The sequence below is a fragment of the Leclercia sp. LSNIH3 genome, assembly GCF_002935105.1.
Taxonomy (GTDB): domain Bacteria; phylum Pseudomonadota; class Gammaproteobacteria; order Enterobacterales; family Enterobacteriaceae; genus Enterobacter; species Enterobacter adecarboxylatus.
This window is the reverse complement of the sequence record NZ_CP026387.1, coordinates 2,157,137-2,173,537: the sequence shown is the minus strand read 5'-3', so window position 1 is coordinate 2,173,537 and position 16,401 is coordinate 2,157,137. Positions and strand designations below refer to the sequence as shown.

Genomic DNA, 16,401 nt, shown 5'->3' with positions numbered 1-16,401 from the left:
CTTCTCCCCTGTGGCGAGAGGGCAGGGGTAAGGGAGATCTATGTCGCGTGAGCTGGAGTTACTGATTGCACAAACCATTCTGCAGGGCTTCGATGCCCAGTATGGTCGTTTCCTTGAAGTGACATCCGGGGCGCAGCAGCGCTTTGAGCAGGCTGACTGGCACGCCGTGCAGCAGGCGATGAAGCAACGTATTCACCTTTATGATCACCACGTTGGCCTGGTGGTGGAGCAATTACGCAGTATTACCGGGCACACCATTACCGATGCCGCATTCTTACTGCGAGTGAAAGAGCATTACACCCACCTGCTGCCGGATTACCCTCGCTTTGAAATAGCGGAAAGCTTTTTCAATTCCGTCTATTGTCGGCTGTTCGATCACCGCTCTTTATCACCGGAGCGGCTCTTTATTTTCAGCTCTCAGCCTGAGCAACGTTTTCGTACCCTGCCGCGACCGCTGGCAAAAGACTTTTTCCCCGACCATGGCTGGGAAGCATTACTCACCAAAGTGTTAGCCGATCTCCCTTTGCGCCTGCCGTGGCAAAACCGTGCCCGTGATGTGGACTATATCATCGCGCATTTGTCCGAGGCGGTGGGGACAGAGACGCTGCAAAACAGCCATTTGCAGGTCGCTAACGAATTGTTCTATCGCAATAAAGCGGCCTGGCTGGTTGGCAAACTGATGACGCCCGACGGCACCGTACCGTTTTTAGTGCCCATACATCGTAGTGATGAAGGACAACTGGCGGTGGATACCTGCCTGACCACCAACACCGAGGCCAGCATCGTTTTCGGCTTCGCCCGCTCTTACTTTATGGTCTATGCCCCGCAGCCAGGGGCGCTGGTGGAGTGGCTGCGCGAGATCCTGCCTGGTAAAACCACCGCCGAACTGTATATGGCGATAGGGTGTCAGAAACACGCCAAAACTGAGAGCTATCGGGAATACCTGCACTATATCGCCCATGCCGACGAGCAGTTTATCGAGGCACCGGGCATTCGCGGAATGGTAATGCTGGTCTTTACCCTGCCGGGGTTTGACCGGGTCTTTAAGGTGATTAAGGATAAATTTGCCCCGCAGAAAGAGATGTCTGCCGCTCACGTCCGCGCCTGCTATCAGCTGGTTAAGGAGCACGACCGCGTTGGGCGAATGGCCGATACCCAGGAGTTTGAGAACTTCGTGCTTGATAAGCGACAGATTGCGCCGGAACTGATGGCGCTTTTGCTCCAGGAAGCGCCAGGCAAGATCACTGACCTGGGGGACCGGATTGCCATCAGCCATCTTTATATCGAACGCCGGATGGTCCCGCTCAATATCTGGCTGGAGCAGGCGGAAGGGCAGGTTCTCCACGACGCCATCGAAGAGTACGGCAACGCTATCCGTCAGCTGGCAGCGGCTAACATTTTCCCGGGCGATATGTTGTTTAAAAACTTTGGCGTCACCCGGCACGGACGGGTCGTGTTCTACGATTACGACGAAATTTGCTACATGACGGAAGTGAATTTCCGTGAGATCCCGCCGCCGCGTTATCCAGAGGATGAGTTCGCCAGCGAGCCGTGGTACAGCGTCTCACCCGGGGATGTCTTCCCGGAAGAGTTTCGGCACTGGCTATGTGCCGACCCGCGCATTGGGGCGCTATTTGAGGAGATGCATGCCGATCTGTTTCGGGCGGACTACTGGCGCAGGTTGCAAACACGCATTAAGAACGGGCACGTGGAGGACGTATACGCCTACCGCCGTCGCCAGCGGTTTAGCGTACGTTATGGCTGGCCAGTGAGTTCCACCACGGCAAACTCTTCGTAAATCAGCTCCATTTCCGGCGACCAGCTTCCTTCTCGCTCAAAGAACTGCTGATGAGCCGATTGCCAGTAAGCCAGGCTGAGATCGCCTTCCCCTTCCATGGCGGCCAGTTCGGCGGTCATTTCATCGAAACGTATCAGCCTGAGCGCGAGCGTGCGTATAACGCAGACGGCATCGCCTGCGCCGTTCAGCACAATATGGTACGCGCCGGGCGTGACGGGAGGCTGCTCCTGGCGGTAGCTGGCTAACGAACAGCAGGTGCCGCGCTTTTTACCGGCCACTACCAGCGCCGCCAGCTCGTCGGCCAATGTCGGCGAATCGCCAAAAGCCCAGCATAACGCCTGCGGATATTTATCCTGCCAGTAGGATTTTAACGTGCTCATCAGCGCGCTCCGCCGTACGCCAGCGTCACTTCTTTGGCAGCCTTAATCACCAGCGCGCCCAGCTCGGTCACCCGGTCATCGGTCATCCGCGAGATCGGCCCGGAAATGGAGATGGCGGCAAATGGCTCGCGATGCTCATCATAAATGCACGCCGCAAGGCAGCGCAGGCCGAGGGCATGCTCTTCATCATCAAAGGAGTAACCGCGCTTACGCGTCAGGGCTAAATCCTCTTTCAGATGTAACGGTGACACCAGCGTCGCGTGGGTATAAGCGTGTAAGCCTTTGCGATGCAACAGGCCGGTGACCTGCTCTTCGCTGAGCTGGGACAAAAATGCTTTTCCTGCTCCGGAGGCGTGCATCGGCAGCTTGCCGCCAATGGGGGCCGACATGCGCATCAGCTGGGTACACTGCACCTGGTCGATAATAATCGCCTGGTGATCGCTCTGGTCGAGCACCGCCAGGTTGACCGTCTCGCCGGAATCCTCCATCAGCTTACGCAGGATCGGGTGCACGATGGCGAGCAGGTTACGGCTCTGCAAAAAGCTGCTGCCGACGATAAACGCGTGGGCACCCACGGACCAGTGCCCCAGTTCGCCCACCTGACGCACAAAGCCCAGTTGCTGCATGGTGGTGAGCAGGCGATGGGTGGTGGAGTTCGGCAAGCCTGCCTGTTGGGCCAGCTCGGTCAGCGCCACGCTGCTGTGCGACTCGGCTATCCACTCCAGCAGTTTAAGGCCCCGCGTCAGAGACTGGACTTGTCCACCCGGCTGGGCGGTTGCGGCGGCGGGTTTTCTGCCGCGTTTAGCGGGAACGGTGGCGACCATGACAGGCTCCTTTTTCTGTATCGTGGAAATCATTTTCGTTTTATTTGGGCGTTTTGCAACCGCTATCCGTACTGATCGGAGCAGTTATAGTGAACATGTCTCATGTTACCGCGGTGTGACTTTTCCCTCTTGCAAGATTATGCCAGTATGGTCTGCTGGCCTTTTGGCCTGGTTGACCGTTGTCGGGAGCAAGTGTGAGCAGCAAAGTAGATCAACTGCGTGCGCAGTTAAATGAACGCATTCTGGTGCTGGATGGCGGTATGGGCACCATGATCCAGAGCTATCGTCTGAGTGAAGACGACTTTCGCGGCGACCGCTTCGCCGACTGGCCCTGCGATCTAAAAGGCAACAATGACCTGCTGGTTCTCAGCAAGCCAGAGATTATCGCCGCCATTCATTACGCCTATTTCGAGGCGGGCGCGGATATCGTTGAGACCAACACCTTCAACTCGACAACCATCGCCATGGCGGATTACCAGATGGAATCCCTGTCGGCGGAGATCAACTACGAGGCGGCCAAACTGGCGCGTGCCTGTGCCGATGAATGGACCGCCCGCACCCCGGAAAAACCGCGCTACGTAGCAGGCGTGCTTGGCCCGACCAACCGCACCGCCTCTATTTCACCGGACGTGAACGATCCGGCGTTTCGTAATGTCACCTTTGACCAGCTGGTGGCCGCGTACCGCGAGTCGACCCGTGCGCTGGTGGAAGGCGGTTCTGATCTGATCATGATTGAAACGGTGTTCGATACCCTCAACGCCAAAGCCGCAATCTATGCGGTGAAAGAGGAGTTCGATGCGCTGGGCGTGGATCTGCCGATCATGATCTCCGGTACGATCACCGATGCTTCTGGCCGTACCCTCTCAGGACAAACTACGGAAGCGTTTTATAACTCCCTGCGCCACGCCGATGCCCTGAGCTTTGGCCTGAACTGTGCGCTGGGGCCGGACGAACTGCGCCAGTATGTGCAGGAGCTGTCGCGCATCGCCGAATGCTACGTCACCGCCCACCCGAACGCCGGTCTGCCGAACGCCTTCGGTGAATACGATCTCGACGCCGGGACGATGGCGGCGCAGATCCGCGAATGGGCCGAATCCGGGTTCCTGAATATCGTCGGCGGCTGCTGCGGCACCACGCCAGAGCATATCGCCGCCATGAGCAACGCGGTGGCAGGCCTGGCCCCGCGCAAGCTGCCCGAACTGCCGGTTGCCTGCCGACTGGCCGGACTTGAGCCGCTGAACATCGGCGATGACAGCCTGTTTGTGAACGTGGGTGAACGTACCAACGTGACTGGCTCCGCGAAGTTCAAGCGCCTGATTAAAGAAGAGAAATACAGCGAAGCGCTGGACGTTGCCCGCCAGCAGGTTGAGAGCGGCGCGCAAATTATTGATATCAACATGGATGAGGGGATGCTCGACGCCGAAGCGGCGATGGTGCGTTTCCTTAATCTCATCGCCGGGGAGCCGGACATTGCCCGCGTGCCGATTATGATCGACTCCTCGAAATGGGAAGTGATCGAGAAAGGCCTGAAGTGCATTCAGGGCAAAGGCATTGTTAACTCCATCTCCATGAAAGAGGGTGTCGAACCTTTTATACATCACGCGAAGTTGGTGCGCCGCTACGGTGCCGCCGTGGTGGTGATGGCCTTCGATGAAGTCGGTCAGGCCGATACCCGCGAGCGCAAAATTGAGATCTGCCGCCGCGCGTACAAAATTTTGACCGAAGAGGTTGGTTTCCCACCCGAGGACATTATCTTTGACCCGAACATCTTTGCCGTGGCGACCGGGATCGAAGAGCACAACAACTATGCTCAGGACTTTATCGGGGCCTGTGAAGACATCAAACGCGAGCTGCCGCATGCCCTGATCTCAGGCGGTGTCTCCAACGTCTCGTTCTCGTTCCGCGGTAACGACCCGGTGCGTGAAGCTATCCACGCGGTATTCCTTTACTACGCCATCCGTAACGGCATGGATATGGGCATCGTCAACGCCGGGCAGCTGGCGATTTATGACGACCTGCCTGCCGAACTGCGCGACGCGGTTGAAGACGTGATTCTGAACCGCCGCGACGACGCCACCGAGCGCATGCTGGAGCTGGCTGAAAAATACCGCGGCAGCAAAGCCGACGACAGTGCCAACGTCCAGCAGGCCGAATGGCGTTCCTGGGACGTGAATAAGCGTCTTGAGTATTCGCTGGTGAAAGGCATCACCGAGTTTATCGAACAGGATACCGAAGAGGCACGCCAGCAGGCCACGCGCCCGATTGAAGTGATCGAAGGGCCACTGATGGACGGCATGAACGTCGTCGGTGATCTGTTCGGCGAGGGCAAAATGTTCCTGCCGCAGGTGGTCAAATCCGCTCGCGTCATGAAGCAGGCGGTGGCGTATCTGGAACCCTTTATCGAAGCCAGTAAAGAGAAAGGTTCCAGCAACGGCAAGATGGTGATCGCCACCGTGAAAGGCGACGTGCACGACATCGGCAAAAACATCGTCGGTGTGGTGTTGCAGTGTAATAACTACGAAATTATCGATCTGGGCGTGATGGTGCCGGCGGATAAAATCCTCAAAACCGCGCGCGAAGTGAATGCTGACCTGATTGGCCTCTCAGGGCTGATCACCCCGTCGCTGGACGAGATGGTCAACGTGGCGAAAGAGATGGAGCGCCAGGGCTTTACCCTGCCGCTGCTGATTGGTGGCGCGACCACCTCGAAAGCGCACACCGCGGTGAAGATCGAGCAGAACTACAGCGGGCCGACGGTATACGTACAGAACGCCTCGCGCACGGTAGGCGTGGTCTCGGCGTTGCTGTCAGCAACCCAGCGTGACGACTTTGTTGCCAGAACCCGCAAAGAGTACGAAACGGTGCGTATCCAGCACGCGCGCAAAAAACCGCGTACCCCGCCGGTGACCCTGGCGGCGGCACGGGATAACGACCTGGCCTTTGACTGGGCCAGCTATACGCCGCCCGTCGCCCATCGCCTGGGCGTGCAGGAGGTAACGGCCAGCATCGAAACCCTGCGTAACTACATCGACTGGACGCCGTTCTTTATGACCTGGTCGCTGGCCGGGAAATATCCCCGCATCCTCGAAGACGAGGTGGTGGGTGAAGAAGCCCAGCGCCTGTTTAAAGATGCCAACGACCTGCTCGACCAGCTCAGCGCAGAGAAAACCCTCAACCCGCGCGGCGTGGTGGGGCTGTTCCCGGCGAACCGCGTGGGGGATGATATCGAGATCTATCGCGATGAAACCCGCACCCACGTGCTGACGGTCAGCCACCATCTGCGTCAGCAGACCGAGAAGGTCGGTTTTGCCAACTACTGCCTGGCCGACTTCGTCGCGCCGAAGCTGAGCGGTAAAGCCGACTACATCGGTGCCTTTGCCGTAACCGGCGGGCTGGAGGAGGACGCGCTGGCGGATGCCTTCGAAGCGCAGCATGATGATTACAACAAAATCATGGTCAAAGCGATTGCCGACCGTCTGGCCGAAGCGTTTGCCGAGTACCTGCATGAGCGGGTGCGTAAAGTGTACTGGGGCTATGCACCGAACGAGAACCTCAGCAACGAGGAGCTGATCCGCGAGAACTACCAGGGGATCCGCCCGGCGCCAGGCTATCCGGCCTGCCCGGAGCACACCGAGAAAGGCACCATCTGGCAGCTGCTGGATGTCGAAGCCCATACCGGTATGAAACTCACGGAATCCTTCGCCATGTGGCCGGGTGCATCGGTGTCCGGCTGGTATTTCAGCCACCCTGACAGCAAGTACTACGCTGTGGCGCAGATCCAGCGCGACCAGGTAGAGGATTATGCCCTGCGTAAGGGGATGAGCGTCGCGGAGGTGGAGCGCTGGCTGGCGCCGAATCTGGGGTACGACGCAGACTAAGGTCACGTTTCCTTACAACAAACAGGGCACCCACAGGGTGCCCTGTCTCTTTCTGACATTTAAGACCTTATACTGAACGAAGGTTCCTTCGATATTGCCCGGTGGCGCTTTTGCTAACCGTACATGCGCCCAGGCGGGATAAGCCATCGCCGTCATCCGGCAAGACAGCCTGCAAGGAACCACAGGAAAACGGATAACGAAAAGGAGAACCGATACTCGTGTTGACACTGCTACATCTGCTTTCTGCCGTGGCGTTGCTGGTCTGGGGCACACATATTGTCCGCACCGGCGTAATGCGCGTTTTTGGCGCCCGCTTACGTACCGTCCTCAGCCGCAGCGTTGAGAAAAAGCCGCTCGCGTTCTGTGCCGGCATTGGCGTCACTGCGCTGGTGCAAAGCAGCAATGCCACCACCATGCTGGTCACCTCGTTTGTGGCTCAGGATCTGGTGGCGCTGACCCCTGCGCTGGTGATTGTCCTCGGCGCAGATGTCGGCACCGCGCTAATGGCGCGCGTATTAACCTTCGATCTCTCCTGGCTGTCGCCGCTGCTGATCTTCATTGGCGTCATATTTTTCCTTGGCCGCAAACAGACCCGCGCCGGGCAACTGGGACGGGTGGGGATCGGCCTTGGGCTGATTTTGCTGGCGCTGGAGCTGATCGTTCAGGCTGTCACCCCTATCACCCAGGCCAGCGGCGTGCAGGTCATCTTTGCCTCGCTGACTGGCGATATCCTGCTGGATGCGCTGATTGGCGCGGTGTTTGCCCTGATCAGCTACTCCAGCCTGGCGGCGGTGCTGCTTACCGCCACGCTCACCACGGCAGGGATCATCTCCTTCCCGGTGGCCCTGTGTCTGGTTATTGGTGCCAACCTCGGCTCCGGCCTGCTGGCGGTACTTAATAACAGTGCCGCCAACGCCGCAGCCCGTCGCGTGGCGCTCGGCAGCCTGCTGTTCAAGCTGGTGGGGAGTCTGGTCATCCTGCCGTTCGTCTATCCGCTCGCAAATCTGATGGACAACCTGCCGCTGCCAAAATCGGAGCTGGTGATCTACTTCCACGTCTTCTACAACCTGGTGCGCTGCGTGGCGATGGTGCCCTTTGCCGAGCCAATGGCGCGGTTCTGCAAGCGGGTCATCCGCGATGAGCCAGAGCTGGATGCGCGCCTGAAGCCGAAGCATCTGGATACCTCAGCCCTGGACACCCCGGCGCTGGCGCTGGCCAATGCCGCCCGGGAGACGCTGCGCATGGGCGATGCCATGGAGCTGATGCTGGAGGGGTTAAAAAAGGTCATGCACGGCGAGCCGCGGGAAGAAAAAGATCTGCGCAAGCTCGCGGATGATATCAACGTGCTCTATACCGCCATTAAGCTCTATCTGGCGCGGATGCCGAAAGATGAGCTGGCGGAGGAGGAGTCCCGCCGCTGGGCAGAGATCATCGAGATGTCCCTCAACCTGGAGCAGGCCTCTGATATCGTCGAGCGCATGGGGAGTGAAATCGCGGATAAATCGCTGGCGGCCCGGCGGGCGTTTTCCCTCGAAGGGGTCAAAGAGCTGGATGCGCTGCACGACCAGCTCCTCGCCAACCTGAAGCTGGCGATGTCGGTCTTTTTCTCCAGCGATCTGGCGAGCGCCCGTCGTCTGCGTCGTAACAAGCACCGTTTCCGTATCCTCAACCGCCGCTATTCCCACGCGCACGTTGACCGACTGCACCAGCAAAACGTGCAAAGCATCGAGACCAGCTCCCTGCATATGGGCCTGCTGGGGGATATGAAGCGTCTTAACTCGCTCTTCTGCGCGGTGGCATACAGTGTGATGGAGCAGCCGGACGAAGACGACAGCCGGGATGAGTATTAATCTGGATAACGCCTCGCAGGACCACACTGCGGGGCCTGATACGCAGGTCATGATGTTCAGCAAACCGGAGACCTGTCTCAGTGACCGTGGGCTGATCTTTTTACCAGCCCAAACCTAAGGTATATTTCGCCTCTACAGGAGAAATTATGCTGCCAACTCAATCCACCCGATTAAACAAATACATTAGCGAGAGCGGGATCTGCTCGCGCCGCGAGGCTGACCGTTACATCGAACAGGGCAACGTGTTTATCAACGGTAAACGCGCCACTATTGGCGATCAGGTTGTTCCTGGCGATGTGGTCAAAGTGAATGGTCAACTGATCGAGCCACGGAACGAAGAAGACCTGGTGTTTATCGCGCTGAATAAACCGGTTGGCATTGTCAGTACCACGGAAGATGGCGAGCGCGACAACATTGTAGATTTCGTTAACCACAGCAGCCGTATCTTCCCGATTGGCCGTCTGGATAAAGACTCTCAGGGGCTGATTTTCCTCACTAACCACGGCGATCTGGTGAATAAGATCCTGCGGGCCGGTAACGACCATGAGAAAGAGTACATCGTCACGGTCAACAAGCCGGTGACGGATGATTTCATTCGCGGGATGGGGGCGGGCGTTCCGATCCTCGGGACGGTCACGAAAAAGTGCAAAGTGAAGAAAGAGGCACCGTTCGCCTTCCGTATCACTCTGGTTCAGGGGTTAAACCGCCAGATCCGCCGCATGTGCGAACATTTTGGTTTTGAAGTAACGAAGCTGGAACGTACCCGCATCATGAACGTTAGCCTCTCCGGCATCCCGCTGGGCGAGTGGCGCGATCTGACCGACGACGAGCTGATTGAGCTGTTCAAGCTGATCGAGAACTCATCCTCAGAAGCGAAACCGAAAGCGAAGGCAAAGCCGAAAACGCAGGGCATCAAACGCCCGGTGGTCAAGGCGCCGCAAACGGAAGAGAAAAGCCGGGGCAAACCGGCCGGAAACGGCAAACGCTTTACCCAGCCAGGGCGCAAAAAGAAAGGGCGCTAATCAGCGCCTTCCACGGGTTGGGGTATTTGCCGACCAGGAAAATGTCGCCTCTTTATCCACCTTATAAGCCTGCTCTTTTCTCAGCTTGCGGGCTTTTTTAGCGTCCTGTTCACGCTGCGCCATCAGTTTGTCGATGTACTCTTTCTTCACGTGATTGGTTTCGGCGTTGGTCAGCAGTCGGCCATGGGCGATACGGGCGCGATCGAGCAGGGTTTTCAGTTCGCGCTGCTCGCTTTCCGTCATGTCTTTCTGGGTCAATCTCGGTGTGGACATACCTGAAGCCTCCTGTGGACGAGGCTTCAGTGTAAAGCATGCCTTCGCTGCCGCGAAGCTGAATTAACCTTCCTTCACCACATCGTGTTTCTTTTGGTCCTGGATCGGCTTACCTGACCAGTAACCCGCCAGCAGGGAACCGGAAAGGTTATGCCATACCGAGAACAGCGCGCCAGGCAGTGCCGCCAGCGGCGAGAAGTAAATTTTGCCGAGCGCAGCGGCCAGACCTGAGTTTTGCATCCCCACTTCAATCGCCAGCGTACGGCAGGTGGACTCGTCAAAGCCAAACAGCTTCCCACCCCAGTAGCCACCCAGCAGTCCGATGATGTTATGCAGCACCACAGCGATAATCACCACAAAACCGACAGAGGCGATGTGCGCCGCAGAGCCCGCCACCACGGCGCTGATAATCGCCAGAATGCAGACCATCGAAAACGCCGGCAGATACGACTCAAGGGCTTTCACCAGCCGCGGGAACAGGTGATGAATAATCAGCCCCAGCGCAATCGGGATCACCACGATTTGCAGAATGCTCAGCAGCATTCCCATCACATCCACCTGAATGTGGGCATCCACATACAGACGTGTCAGCAGCGGCGTCGCCACCACGCCCACCAGCGTGGAGACGGAGGAGATCGTCACCGACAGCGCCACATCCCCCTTCGCCAGATAGATCATCACGTTGGAGGCCGTACCGCTGGCCACGCTGCCTACCAGCACCATCCCGGCGGAGAGATCCGGCGGCATCTTAAAGGCGATGGCCAGCACCCAGGCGGCCAGAGGCATCACCAGGTAGTGCAGGAAAATCCCCGCCGCAACCGGTGCCGGGCGTGACAGCACGCGTTTAAAATCGTCGATTTTCAGGTGCACGCCCATGCCGAACATGATCAGCATCAGCAGCGTAGTGACCCACGGGCCAATGGAGGTAAAGGTGGTTGGCGTGTAATACGCGAGAACAGAGAGCAGCAGCGCCCATAACGGGAACAGCCGGGTGATAGCGGATAACATACGTATTCCTTGCGATTGTGTTGTGTCATGTAGTTATAAAAAAAGCCGGGTTCAAGCCCGGCTTAGAGATAGTGTTTATCCTGCTAATGATTTTTGTTCAACCAAATTTTCTTCATGATCCCGGGTGGAGGTGTTCCCAGCTCAGGCCAAAGCGGGCGAGATATTTGCGCAGCCTGTCGGCATCGTTAGGGTTGGCTTTCTTCATGCGCGAAACCGCAAAGAGTTCCCGTCCGGCCTCGGATAAAGAGGCGCTACGACGGCACACTTCCAGCACGGTTTCCAGCTGTCGCTGGTCGAAAAGATCCAGGTCCATGACCGGAGATGGCGCGGCGGTCTGCCAGCTCTCCTGCAGCCTGACGATCTCCTCCTCAACAAGCGCTAAGGTGATGCGCCCCTGTTCGGCAAGCGTGGCCATCCGCGCGACAGAGGAACCCAGTTCACGAAAGTTGCCGCGCCATAACGCCTGAGGCGAGTCAGCAAAACGCAAATAGCGCTCACGCGCCTCTTTGTCGAAACGCACCTGGGATTGCGTTTGCGTCGCGAAACGTTGCAGTTCGTACTCCACGTTGGGGGCGATATCCTCGCGACGCTGCGCCAGGCCGGGCAGGGCAAAACTCCACATATTGATACGCGCCCAGAGATCCTCACGAAAACGCCCTTCCGCCACCCACTGCCGCATATCCCGGTGCGTACCGGCAATCAGCTGAAAATCACTTTTTACCTCTTTATCGGAGCCAAACGGGAAGAAGGTTTTCTCTTCGATGGCTTTCAACAGCATGGCTTGTTCGTCGAGGCCCAGTTCAGCGATCTCATCTAAAAACAATACGCCGCCGTCGGCCTCACGCAGCAGTCCGGCGCGCGCGGTTGCCGCCCCGGTAAACGCCCCTTTGACATGGCCGAACAGGGTGGACATGGCGTTGTCCCCCCGCAGCGTGGCGCAGTTGACCGCCACCAGCCTGCCCGTCAGCTGATGGCGGGATTGCTTAAGCTGATATATACGGTTGGCGAGGAAGGATTTTCCGGCCCCTGTGGGGCCAGTCAGCAAAACAGGGGCGGTCGAGCGTAGCGCCACACGCTCGATCTGGTCGATGAGGGCGTTGAAGGTGGCATTGCGGGTATCAATCCCCGCTTTCAGGAACGAAATGGATTCCTGCTGCTCGCGCTGAAAGCGGCTGGTCAGCGTGGTATAGCGGCTTAAATCCAGGTCGATGATCGAGTAACGCCCGATGGGTACGGCCTCTTCGGAGGCATCCCTGCTGGCGGGGCCGGTCTGGATCAGGCTGGCGGGGAGATACCGCGCTTCGGTCAGTAAAAACCAGCAGATCTGTGCCACGTGGGTGCCGGTAGTAATATGCACCAGGTACTCTTCATTCTCGGTGTCAAACGTGTAGTGGGTGGCGAAGTCGAGGAACGCGGCGTAGACCTCTTCAAAATCCCAGGGATCGGCAATGGTGACGGGCCATGGGCGCACGGTGGTATGGGGTGAAAGCAGCCTGATGTCTTCCGTTATCTGTTCAGCCATCCCCCGATCCTGCGGCTGGTGGAGCAACTCCAGCCTGTCGACGGGGAGATCGGGCTGCTGGCAAAGGGCGACGGTCGGGCGCCATTTGCGTAAGCGGTTGGCCCGCTTGCCGCGTTTGTCCATCACCGTGCCCAGAACACCAATAACCACTCGCCGCTTTTTCATATTTATCCTGCAAGATAAAGATCGATACTAAAAGATAAAAATATTCTGCGGGTTAAGCAATATCTGGCGAGGCGTTGAAAATAAAAATCAATCTAATCAATTAGATAAATTTTATGTGTGGAGGCTAAGGATTCTGGCACGCTTCTGGCAATACTTCCGGTAACAGACAGTCCTGAGGGTCAGCACCATGAAAAAGAATGATTTTGACGTGTTAACGGCGCAGCACAGTGCGCCCGTAAAAATGTGGACGCATGGCGTGCCCGTGGAGCCAGAGGCGCGCGAGCAGCTGCTGAATACCGCGAAGATGCCGTTTATTTTTAAACATCTGGCGGTGATGCCGGATGTCCATCTCGGGAAAGGCTCCACCATTGGCAGCGTGATCCCCACCAAAGGGGCCATCATTCCGGCGGCGGTGGGGGTGGATATCGGCTGCGGGATGATTGCCGTGCGAACATCCCTTCTGGCAGCCGATCTGCCGGATAATCTTCACGGTCTGCGCAGCGCCATTGAGCAGGCGGTGCCACACGGGCGCACCAATACCCGCTCCCGTCGCGACAAGGGAGCATGGGAGAAGACGCCGGATGAAGTGGATAACCATTGGGCGACGCTGGCACCCCGTTTTAAAAGGCTGACGGATAAGTACCCGCAGCTGCTGAAAACCAATAACCATCAGCATCTGGGCACGCTGGGTACCGGAAATCACTTTATCGAGATCTGCCTGGACGAGCAGCAACGCGTGTGGGTCATGCTGCACAGTGGCTCGCGCGGCGTGGGCAACGCGATCGGCAATGTGTTTATCACTCTGGCGCAGAAAGATATGCAGCAGCATATCGCCAACCTGCCGGACAGAAACCTGGCCTACTTCCAGGAGGGGAGTCGGCACTATAACGATTACATCGAAGCCGTGGAGTGGGCGCAGGATTTTGCCCGCCATAACCGCGAGGTGATGATGGCGCGCGTGCTGGCCGCGCTCTCGCGCATTGTGCCAAAACCTTTCCTGACCCAGCAGGAGGCGGTGAATTGCCATCACAACTATGTCCAGAAAGAGCGGCATTTTGGTGAAGAGGTACTGGTGACGCGCAAAGGGGCGGTATCGGCGCAGAAGGGCGAGATGGGGATCATCCCCGGCTCGATGGGCGCGAAGAGCTTTATCGTGCGCGGCCTGGGCAATGAAGAGAGCTTTTGCTCCTGCAGCCACGGGGCAGGGCGGGTGATGAGCCGGACGGCGGCCAAAAAACGCTTCACCGTTGCCGATCAGATCCGCGCCACGGCCCATGTCGAGTGCAGAAAAGACAACGAGGTGATCGATGAGATCCCGATGGCCTATAAAGACATTGATGCCGTTATGGCGGCCCAGGCCTCACTGGTCGAAATCGTTCATACCCTGCGTCAGGTTGTGTGTGTAAAAGGATAAAAGAGATGACTGATAACGGTGTGGATACCGCCATGCGCGAGCGCGTGCGGCAGCAACTCCACGAAATAGAGCAGCGATTCAATGTCACCGTGCTGTACGCCTGCGAATCGGGCAGCCGGGGCTGGGGATTCGCCTCCCCGGACAGCGATTATGACGTGCGCTTCCTGTATGTGCATAAGCCTGACTGGTATTTACGCGTCGAACCGCAGCGGGACGTGATCGAGCTGCCCATAGACGACGAACTGGACGTCAGCGGCTGGGAGTGGCGCAAGGCGCTTGGCCTGCTTAAAGCGGCCAACCCTACGCTTATTGAGTGGCTGGATTCGCCGGTGGTCTATCAGCAGAGCGACAGGGTGATAACAGAGCTACGCACGCAGGTGCCCGCCTGGTTTTCCCCCGTTCGCGCGCGCTGGCACTACTACTCGATGGCGCGCAAAAACTTCCGCGTTTATTTACAGGACGAAGAGGTGCGGCTGAAGAAGTATTTTTACGTCCTGCGGCCGCTGTTAGCGGTGCGCTGGGTAGAGGCAGGAAAAGGCATGCCGCCGATGCGTTTTGCCGAACTGCTGGCGGGAAGCGAGCTTGATGCGGCGTTACGTCAGGAGATCGATGAGCTGCTGGCGATAAAACAGCGCGCGGGAGAAGCACAGTACGGCCCGAGACGCCCTTTGCTGCACGCTTTTATTCAGCATGAGCTCGAACGGGGTGAAAACCCACCCACGCTGCCCGACAGCCGCGATGGTGAGATAGCTTCGCTGGATTCACTGCTGATGAGAACGGTGTTGGCAGGATAAAAAAAGGCCCGGTTATCCGGGCCATGTTCATCTTACTCAAACAAGTTGTGATGCAGCTTCTGCACAACCTGCTCGGCTTCGGCGCCAGGCACCAGGAAGCACAGGTTGTAGCTGGATGCGCCATAGCAAATCATGCGGATGTTGAACGGCTCCAGCACGCCAAATACCTCTTTGCCCACGCCGCTGGCGCGGGACAGCTCGTTGCCGATGATGGCCACCAGGGCGAGATCTTCTTCCACCTCGACACGGCACAGTTCCGACAGCTCCATCAGCAGGGACTGGGTCAGCAGGGTATCGCCAGTGGAAGTGGAACCAGTGGTATCCAGGGTCAGGGCGATGTTCACTTCTGAGGTGGTCACCAGATCGACCGAGATGCTGTGGCGCGCCAGAATGCTAAACACTTCGGCCAGGAAGCCGCGGGAGTGCAACATGCTCAGGCTGTGCAGGGTCAGCAGGGTCTGCTTGCGACGCAGCGCCAGGGCACGGAACAGCGGCGGGTTTTCGGTGGTATTGCACACCATGGTGCCGCCCGCTTTTGGATCCTTGCTGGAGCCAACAAAAACAGGAATATCGCTGCGCACGGCAGGCATCAGCGTCGCCGGATGCAGTACTTTCGCACCAAAGGTCGCCATCTCAGCGGCTTCTTCAAAGGCGATCACATCAATACGTTTTGCCGCCGGTACCACGCGCGGGTCAGTGGTGTAGATACCGGGCACGTCCGTCCAGATATCCACGCGGGACGCCTTCAGGGCTTCGCCCAGCAGGGCTGCGGTGTAATCGCTGCCGCCACGGCCCAGCGTAGTGGTGCGGCCTTTGGCTTCGCTACCGATAAAGCCCTGGGTGATGACAATGCCTTCTGCCAGACGCGGTGCCAGCTGTTGGGTGGTCAGTTCGGCAATGGCGGTAATGTCCGGCTCGGCACGGCCAAAGCGGTCGCTGGTGCGCAGCACTTTACGCACGTCAAACCACAGCGAGTCAACGTTACGCTCGCGCAGCACTTCGACAAACAGCAGGGTCGACATCAGCTCACCGTGGCTGACCAGCTCGTCGGTCAGGGCGGTGGAGGTGGCCAGAGAGGCGGCTTCCGCCAGGGTGATGATATTTTCCAGCAGGCGCTCAATCTCTTCGCTGATCACGCTTGGATCGCGCAGGCGGCTAAGAATATCGAACTGAATTTTGTGCAGCGCTTCGAGCTTCGCCTGGCGCTCGTTCGCTTCCAGCCCTTCAGCAAGGGCGACCAACAGATTGGTGACGCCAGCCGAAGCGGACAGCACCACCAGGCGGGTATCAGGATCGGCCAGCACCACATCGGCGCTGCGGTTCATGGCGTCGTAATCGGCCACGCTGGTACCGCCAAATTTGGCGACAACAAAACTCGTCATAACAACCTCGTGTCAGGGAAGGAAAAAAGCGACCATGGCACAAGGACAAAATAGTTTTATCGGTGCAGGCGCAAATACCGTGTGTATAAAT

At 58.0% G+C, this 16,401-nt stretch carries 12 protein-coding genes; 6 read left to right on the top strand and 6 right to left on the bottom strand.

Features of this window, described 5'->3' with window-relative positions; genetic code table 11:
- Positions 1 to 40 precede the first annotated feature (40 nt).
- A complete protein-coding gene (aceK, locus tag C3F35_RS10515) occupies positions 41 to 1,798 on the top strand; it encodes a bifunctional isocitrate dehydrogenase kinase/phosphatase (RefSeq protein WP_103793489.1) in 1,758 nt (585 codons plus the stop codon).
- On the opposite strand, the gene C3F35_RS10510 is transcribed toward aceK, so the two are convergent.
- Entirely contained in the window at positions 1,756 to 2,178 is a 423-nt protein-coding gene (locus C3F35_RS10510; RefSeq protein ID WP_032615930.1) for an ASCH domain-containing protein, read from the bottom strand. The genes aceK and C3F35_RS10510 overlap by 43 nt on opposite strands.
- Positions 2,178 to 3,002, bottom strand: coding sequence for a glyoxylate bypass operon transcriptional repressor IclR (gene iclR, locus C3F35_RS10505; RefSeq protein ID WP_072250920.1), 825 nt, complete (start codon positions 3,000 to 3,002; stop codon positions 2,178 to 2,180). Before iclR ends, C3F35_RS10510 begins: the two co-directional genes overlap by 1 nt.
- A 194-nt stretch (positions 3,003 to 3,196) precedes the next feature.
- Between iclR and metH the strand changes: the two genes are divergently transcribed.
- The 3 genes from metH to rluF all read left to right on the top strand — a co-directional run bounded on the left by metH (position 3,197) and on the right by rluF (position 9,752).
- Positions 3,197 to 6,880 carry a methionine synthase gene (gene metH, locus C3F35_RS10495; RefSeq protein WP_032615932.1) on the top strand — a complete coding sequence of 1,228 codons (3,684 nt, stop codon included), beginning with the start codon at positions 3,197 to 3,199 and terminating at the stop codon, positions 6,878 to 6,880.
- A 218-nt stretch (positions 6,881 to 7,098) separates the two neighbouring features.
- On the top strand, positions 7,099 to 8,730 hold the full coding sequence (locus C3F35_RS10490) for a Na/Pi cotransporter family protein (protein ID WP_032615934.1): 1,632 nt from the start codon (positions 7,099 to 7,101) through the stop codon (positions 8,728 to 8,730).
- Positions 8,731 to 8,876: 146 nt separating this feature from the next.
- Complete coding sequence (gene rluF / locus C3F35_RS10485) at positions 8,877 to 9,752, top strand: 23S rRNA pseudouridine(2604) synthase RluF (protein ID WP_032615936.1); 876 nt, start codon at positions 8,877 to 8,879, stop codon at positions 9,750 to 9,752.
- Here the strand turns inward: rluF and C3F35_RS10480 are convergent, their stop codons facing one another.
- The 3 genes from C3F35_RS10480 to rtcR all read right to left on the bottom strand — a co-directional run bounded on the left by C3F35_RS10480 (position 9,753) and on the right by rtcR (position 12,720).
- On the bottom strand, positions 9,753 to 10,025 hold the full coding sequence (locus C3F35_RS10480) for a DUF3811 domain-containing protein (RefSeq protein WP_032615937.1): 273 nt from the start codon (positions 10,023 to 10,025) through the stop codon (positions 9,753 to 9,755).
- Positions 10,026 to 10,088: 63 nt separating this feature from the next.
- Complete coding sequence (gene panS, locus C3F35_RS10475) at positions 10,089 to 11,033, bottom strand: ketopantoate/pantoate/pantothenate transporter PanS (protein WP_059308958.1); 945 nt, start codon at positions 11,031 to 11,033, stop codon at positions 10,089 to 10,091.
- Positions 11,034 to 11,145: 112 nt separating this feature from the next.
- The gene (gene rtcR / locus C3F35_RS10470; protein WP_103793487.1) at positions 11,146 to 12,720 is read right to left on the bottom strand and encodes an RNA repair transcriptional activator RtcR; all 1,575 of its coding nucleotides are present in this window, start codon (positions 12,718 to 12,720) and stop codon (positions 11,146 to 11,148) included.
- A 187-nt stretch (positions 12,721 to 12,907) separates the two neighbouring features.
- Here rtcR and C3F35_RS10465 point away from each other — a divergent pair, with 187 nt between their 5' ends.
- Both C3F35_RS10465 and C3F35_RS10460 read left to right on the top strand, forming a co-directional pair.
- Positions 12,908 to 14,134, top strand: coding sequence for an RtcB family protein (locus C3F35_RS10465; protein WP_077226927.1), 1,227 nt, complete (start codon positions 12,908 to 12,910; stop codon positions 14,132 to 14,134).
- Between the two features lie 5 nt (positions 14,135 to 14,139).
- Complete coding sequence (locus C3F35_RS10460; protein ID WP_103793486.1) at positions 14,140 to 14,928, top strand: nucleotidyltransferase domain-containing protein; 789 nt, start codon at positions 14,140 to 14,142, stop codon at positions 14,926 to 14,928.
- A 32-nt stretch (positions 14,929 to 14,960) separates the two neighbouring features.
- Here the strand turns inward: C3F35_RS10460 and lysC are convergent, their stop codons facing one another.
- Positions 14,961 to 16,310: a lysine-sensitive aspartokinase 3 gene (gene lysC / locus C3F35_RS10455; RefSeq protein WP_077226928.1), complete on the bottom strand. Its 1,350-nt coding sequence runs from the start codon at positions 16,308 to 16,310 to the stop codon at positions 14,961 to 14,963.
- Between the last annotated feature and the right edge of the window lie 91 nt (positions 16,311 to 16,401).

Bases quoted from the DNA above. Each gene is read 5' to 3' on its own strand.
- C3F35_RS10460 (WP_103793486.1), top strand. From the start codon at position 14,140: ATGACTGATAACGGTGTGGATACCGCCATGCGCGAGCGCGTGCGGCAG.
- C3F35_RS10465 (WP_077226927.1), top strand. From the start codon at position 12,908: ATGAAAAAGAATGATTTTGACGTGTTAACGGCGCAGCACAGTGCGCCC.
- C3F35_RS10480 (WP_032615937.1), bottom strand. From the start codon at position 10,025: ATGTCCACACCGAGATTGACCCAGAAAGACATGACGGAAAGCGAGCAG.
- rluF (WP_032615936.1), top strand. From the start codon at position 8,877: ATGCTGCCAACTCAATCCACCCGATTAAACAAATACATTAGCGAGAGC.
- C3F35_RS10510 (WP_032615930.1), bottom strand. From the start codon at position 2,178: ATGAGCACGTTAAAATCCTACTGGCAGGATAAATATCCGCAGGCGTTA.
- rtcR (WP_103793487.1), bottom strand. From the start codon at position 12,720: ATGAAAAAGCGGCGAGTGGTTATTGGTGTTCTGGGCACGGTGATGGAC.
- lysC (WP_077226928.1), bottom strand. From the start codon at position 16,310: ATGACGAGTTTTGTTGTCGCCAAATTTGGCGGTACCAGCGTGGCCGAT.
- panS (WP_059308958.1), bottom strand. From the start codon at position 11,033: ATGTTATCCGCTATCACCCGGCTGTTCCCGTTATGGGCGCTGCTGCTC.
- iclR (WP_072250920.1), bottom strand. From the start codon at position 3,002: ATGGTCGCCACCGTTCCCGCTAAACGCGGCAGAAAACCCGCCGCCGCA.
- aceK (WP_103793489.1), top strand. From the start codon at position 41: ATGTCGCGTGAGCTGGAGTTACTGATTGCACAAACCATTCTGCAGGGC.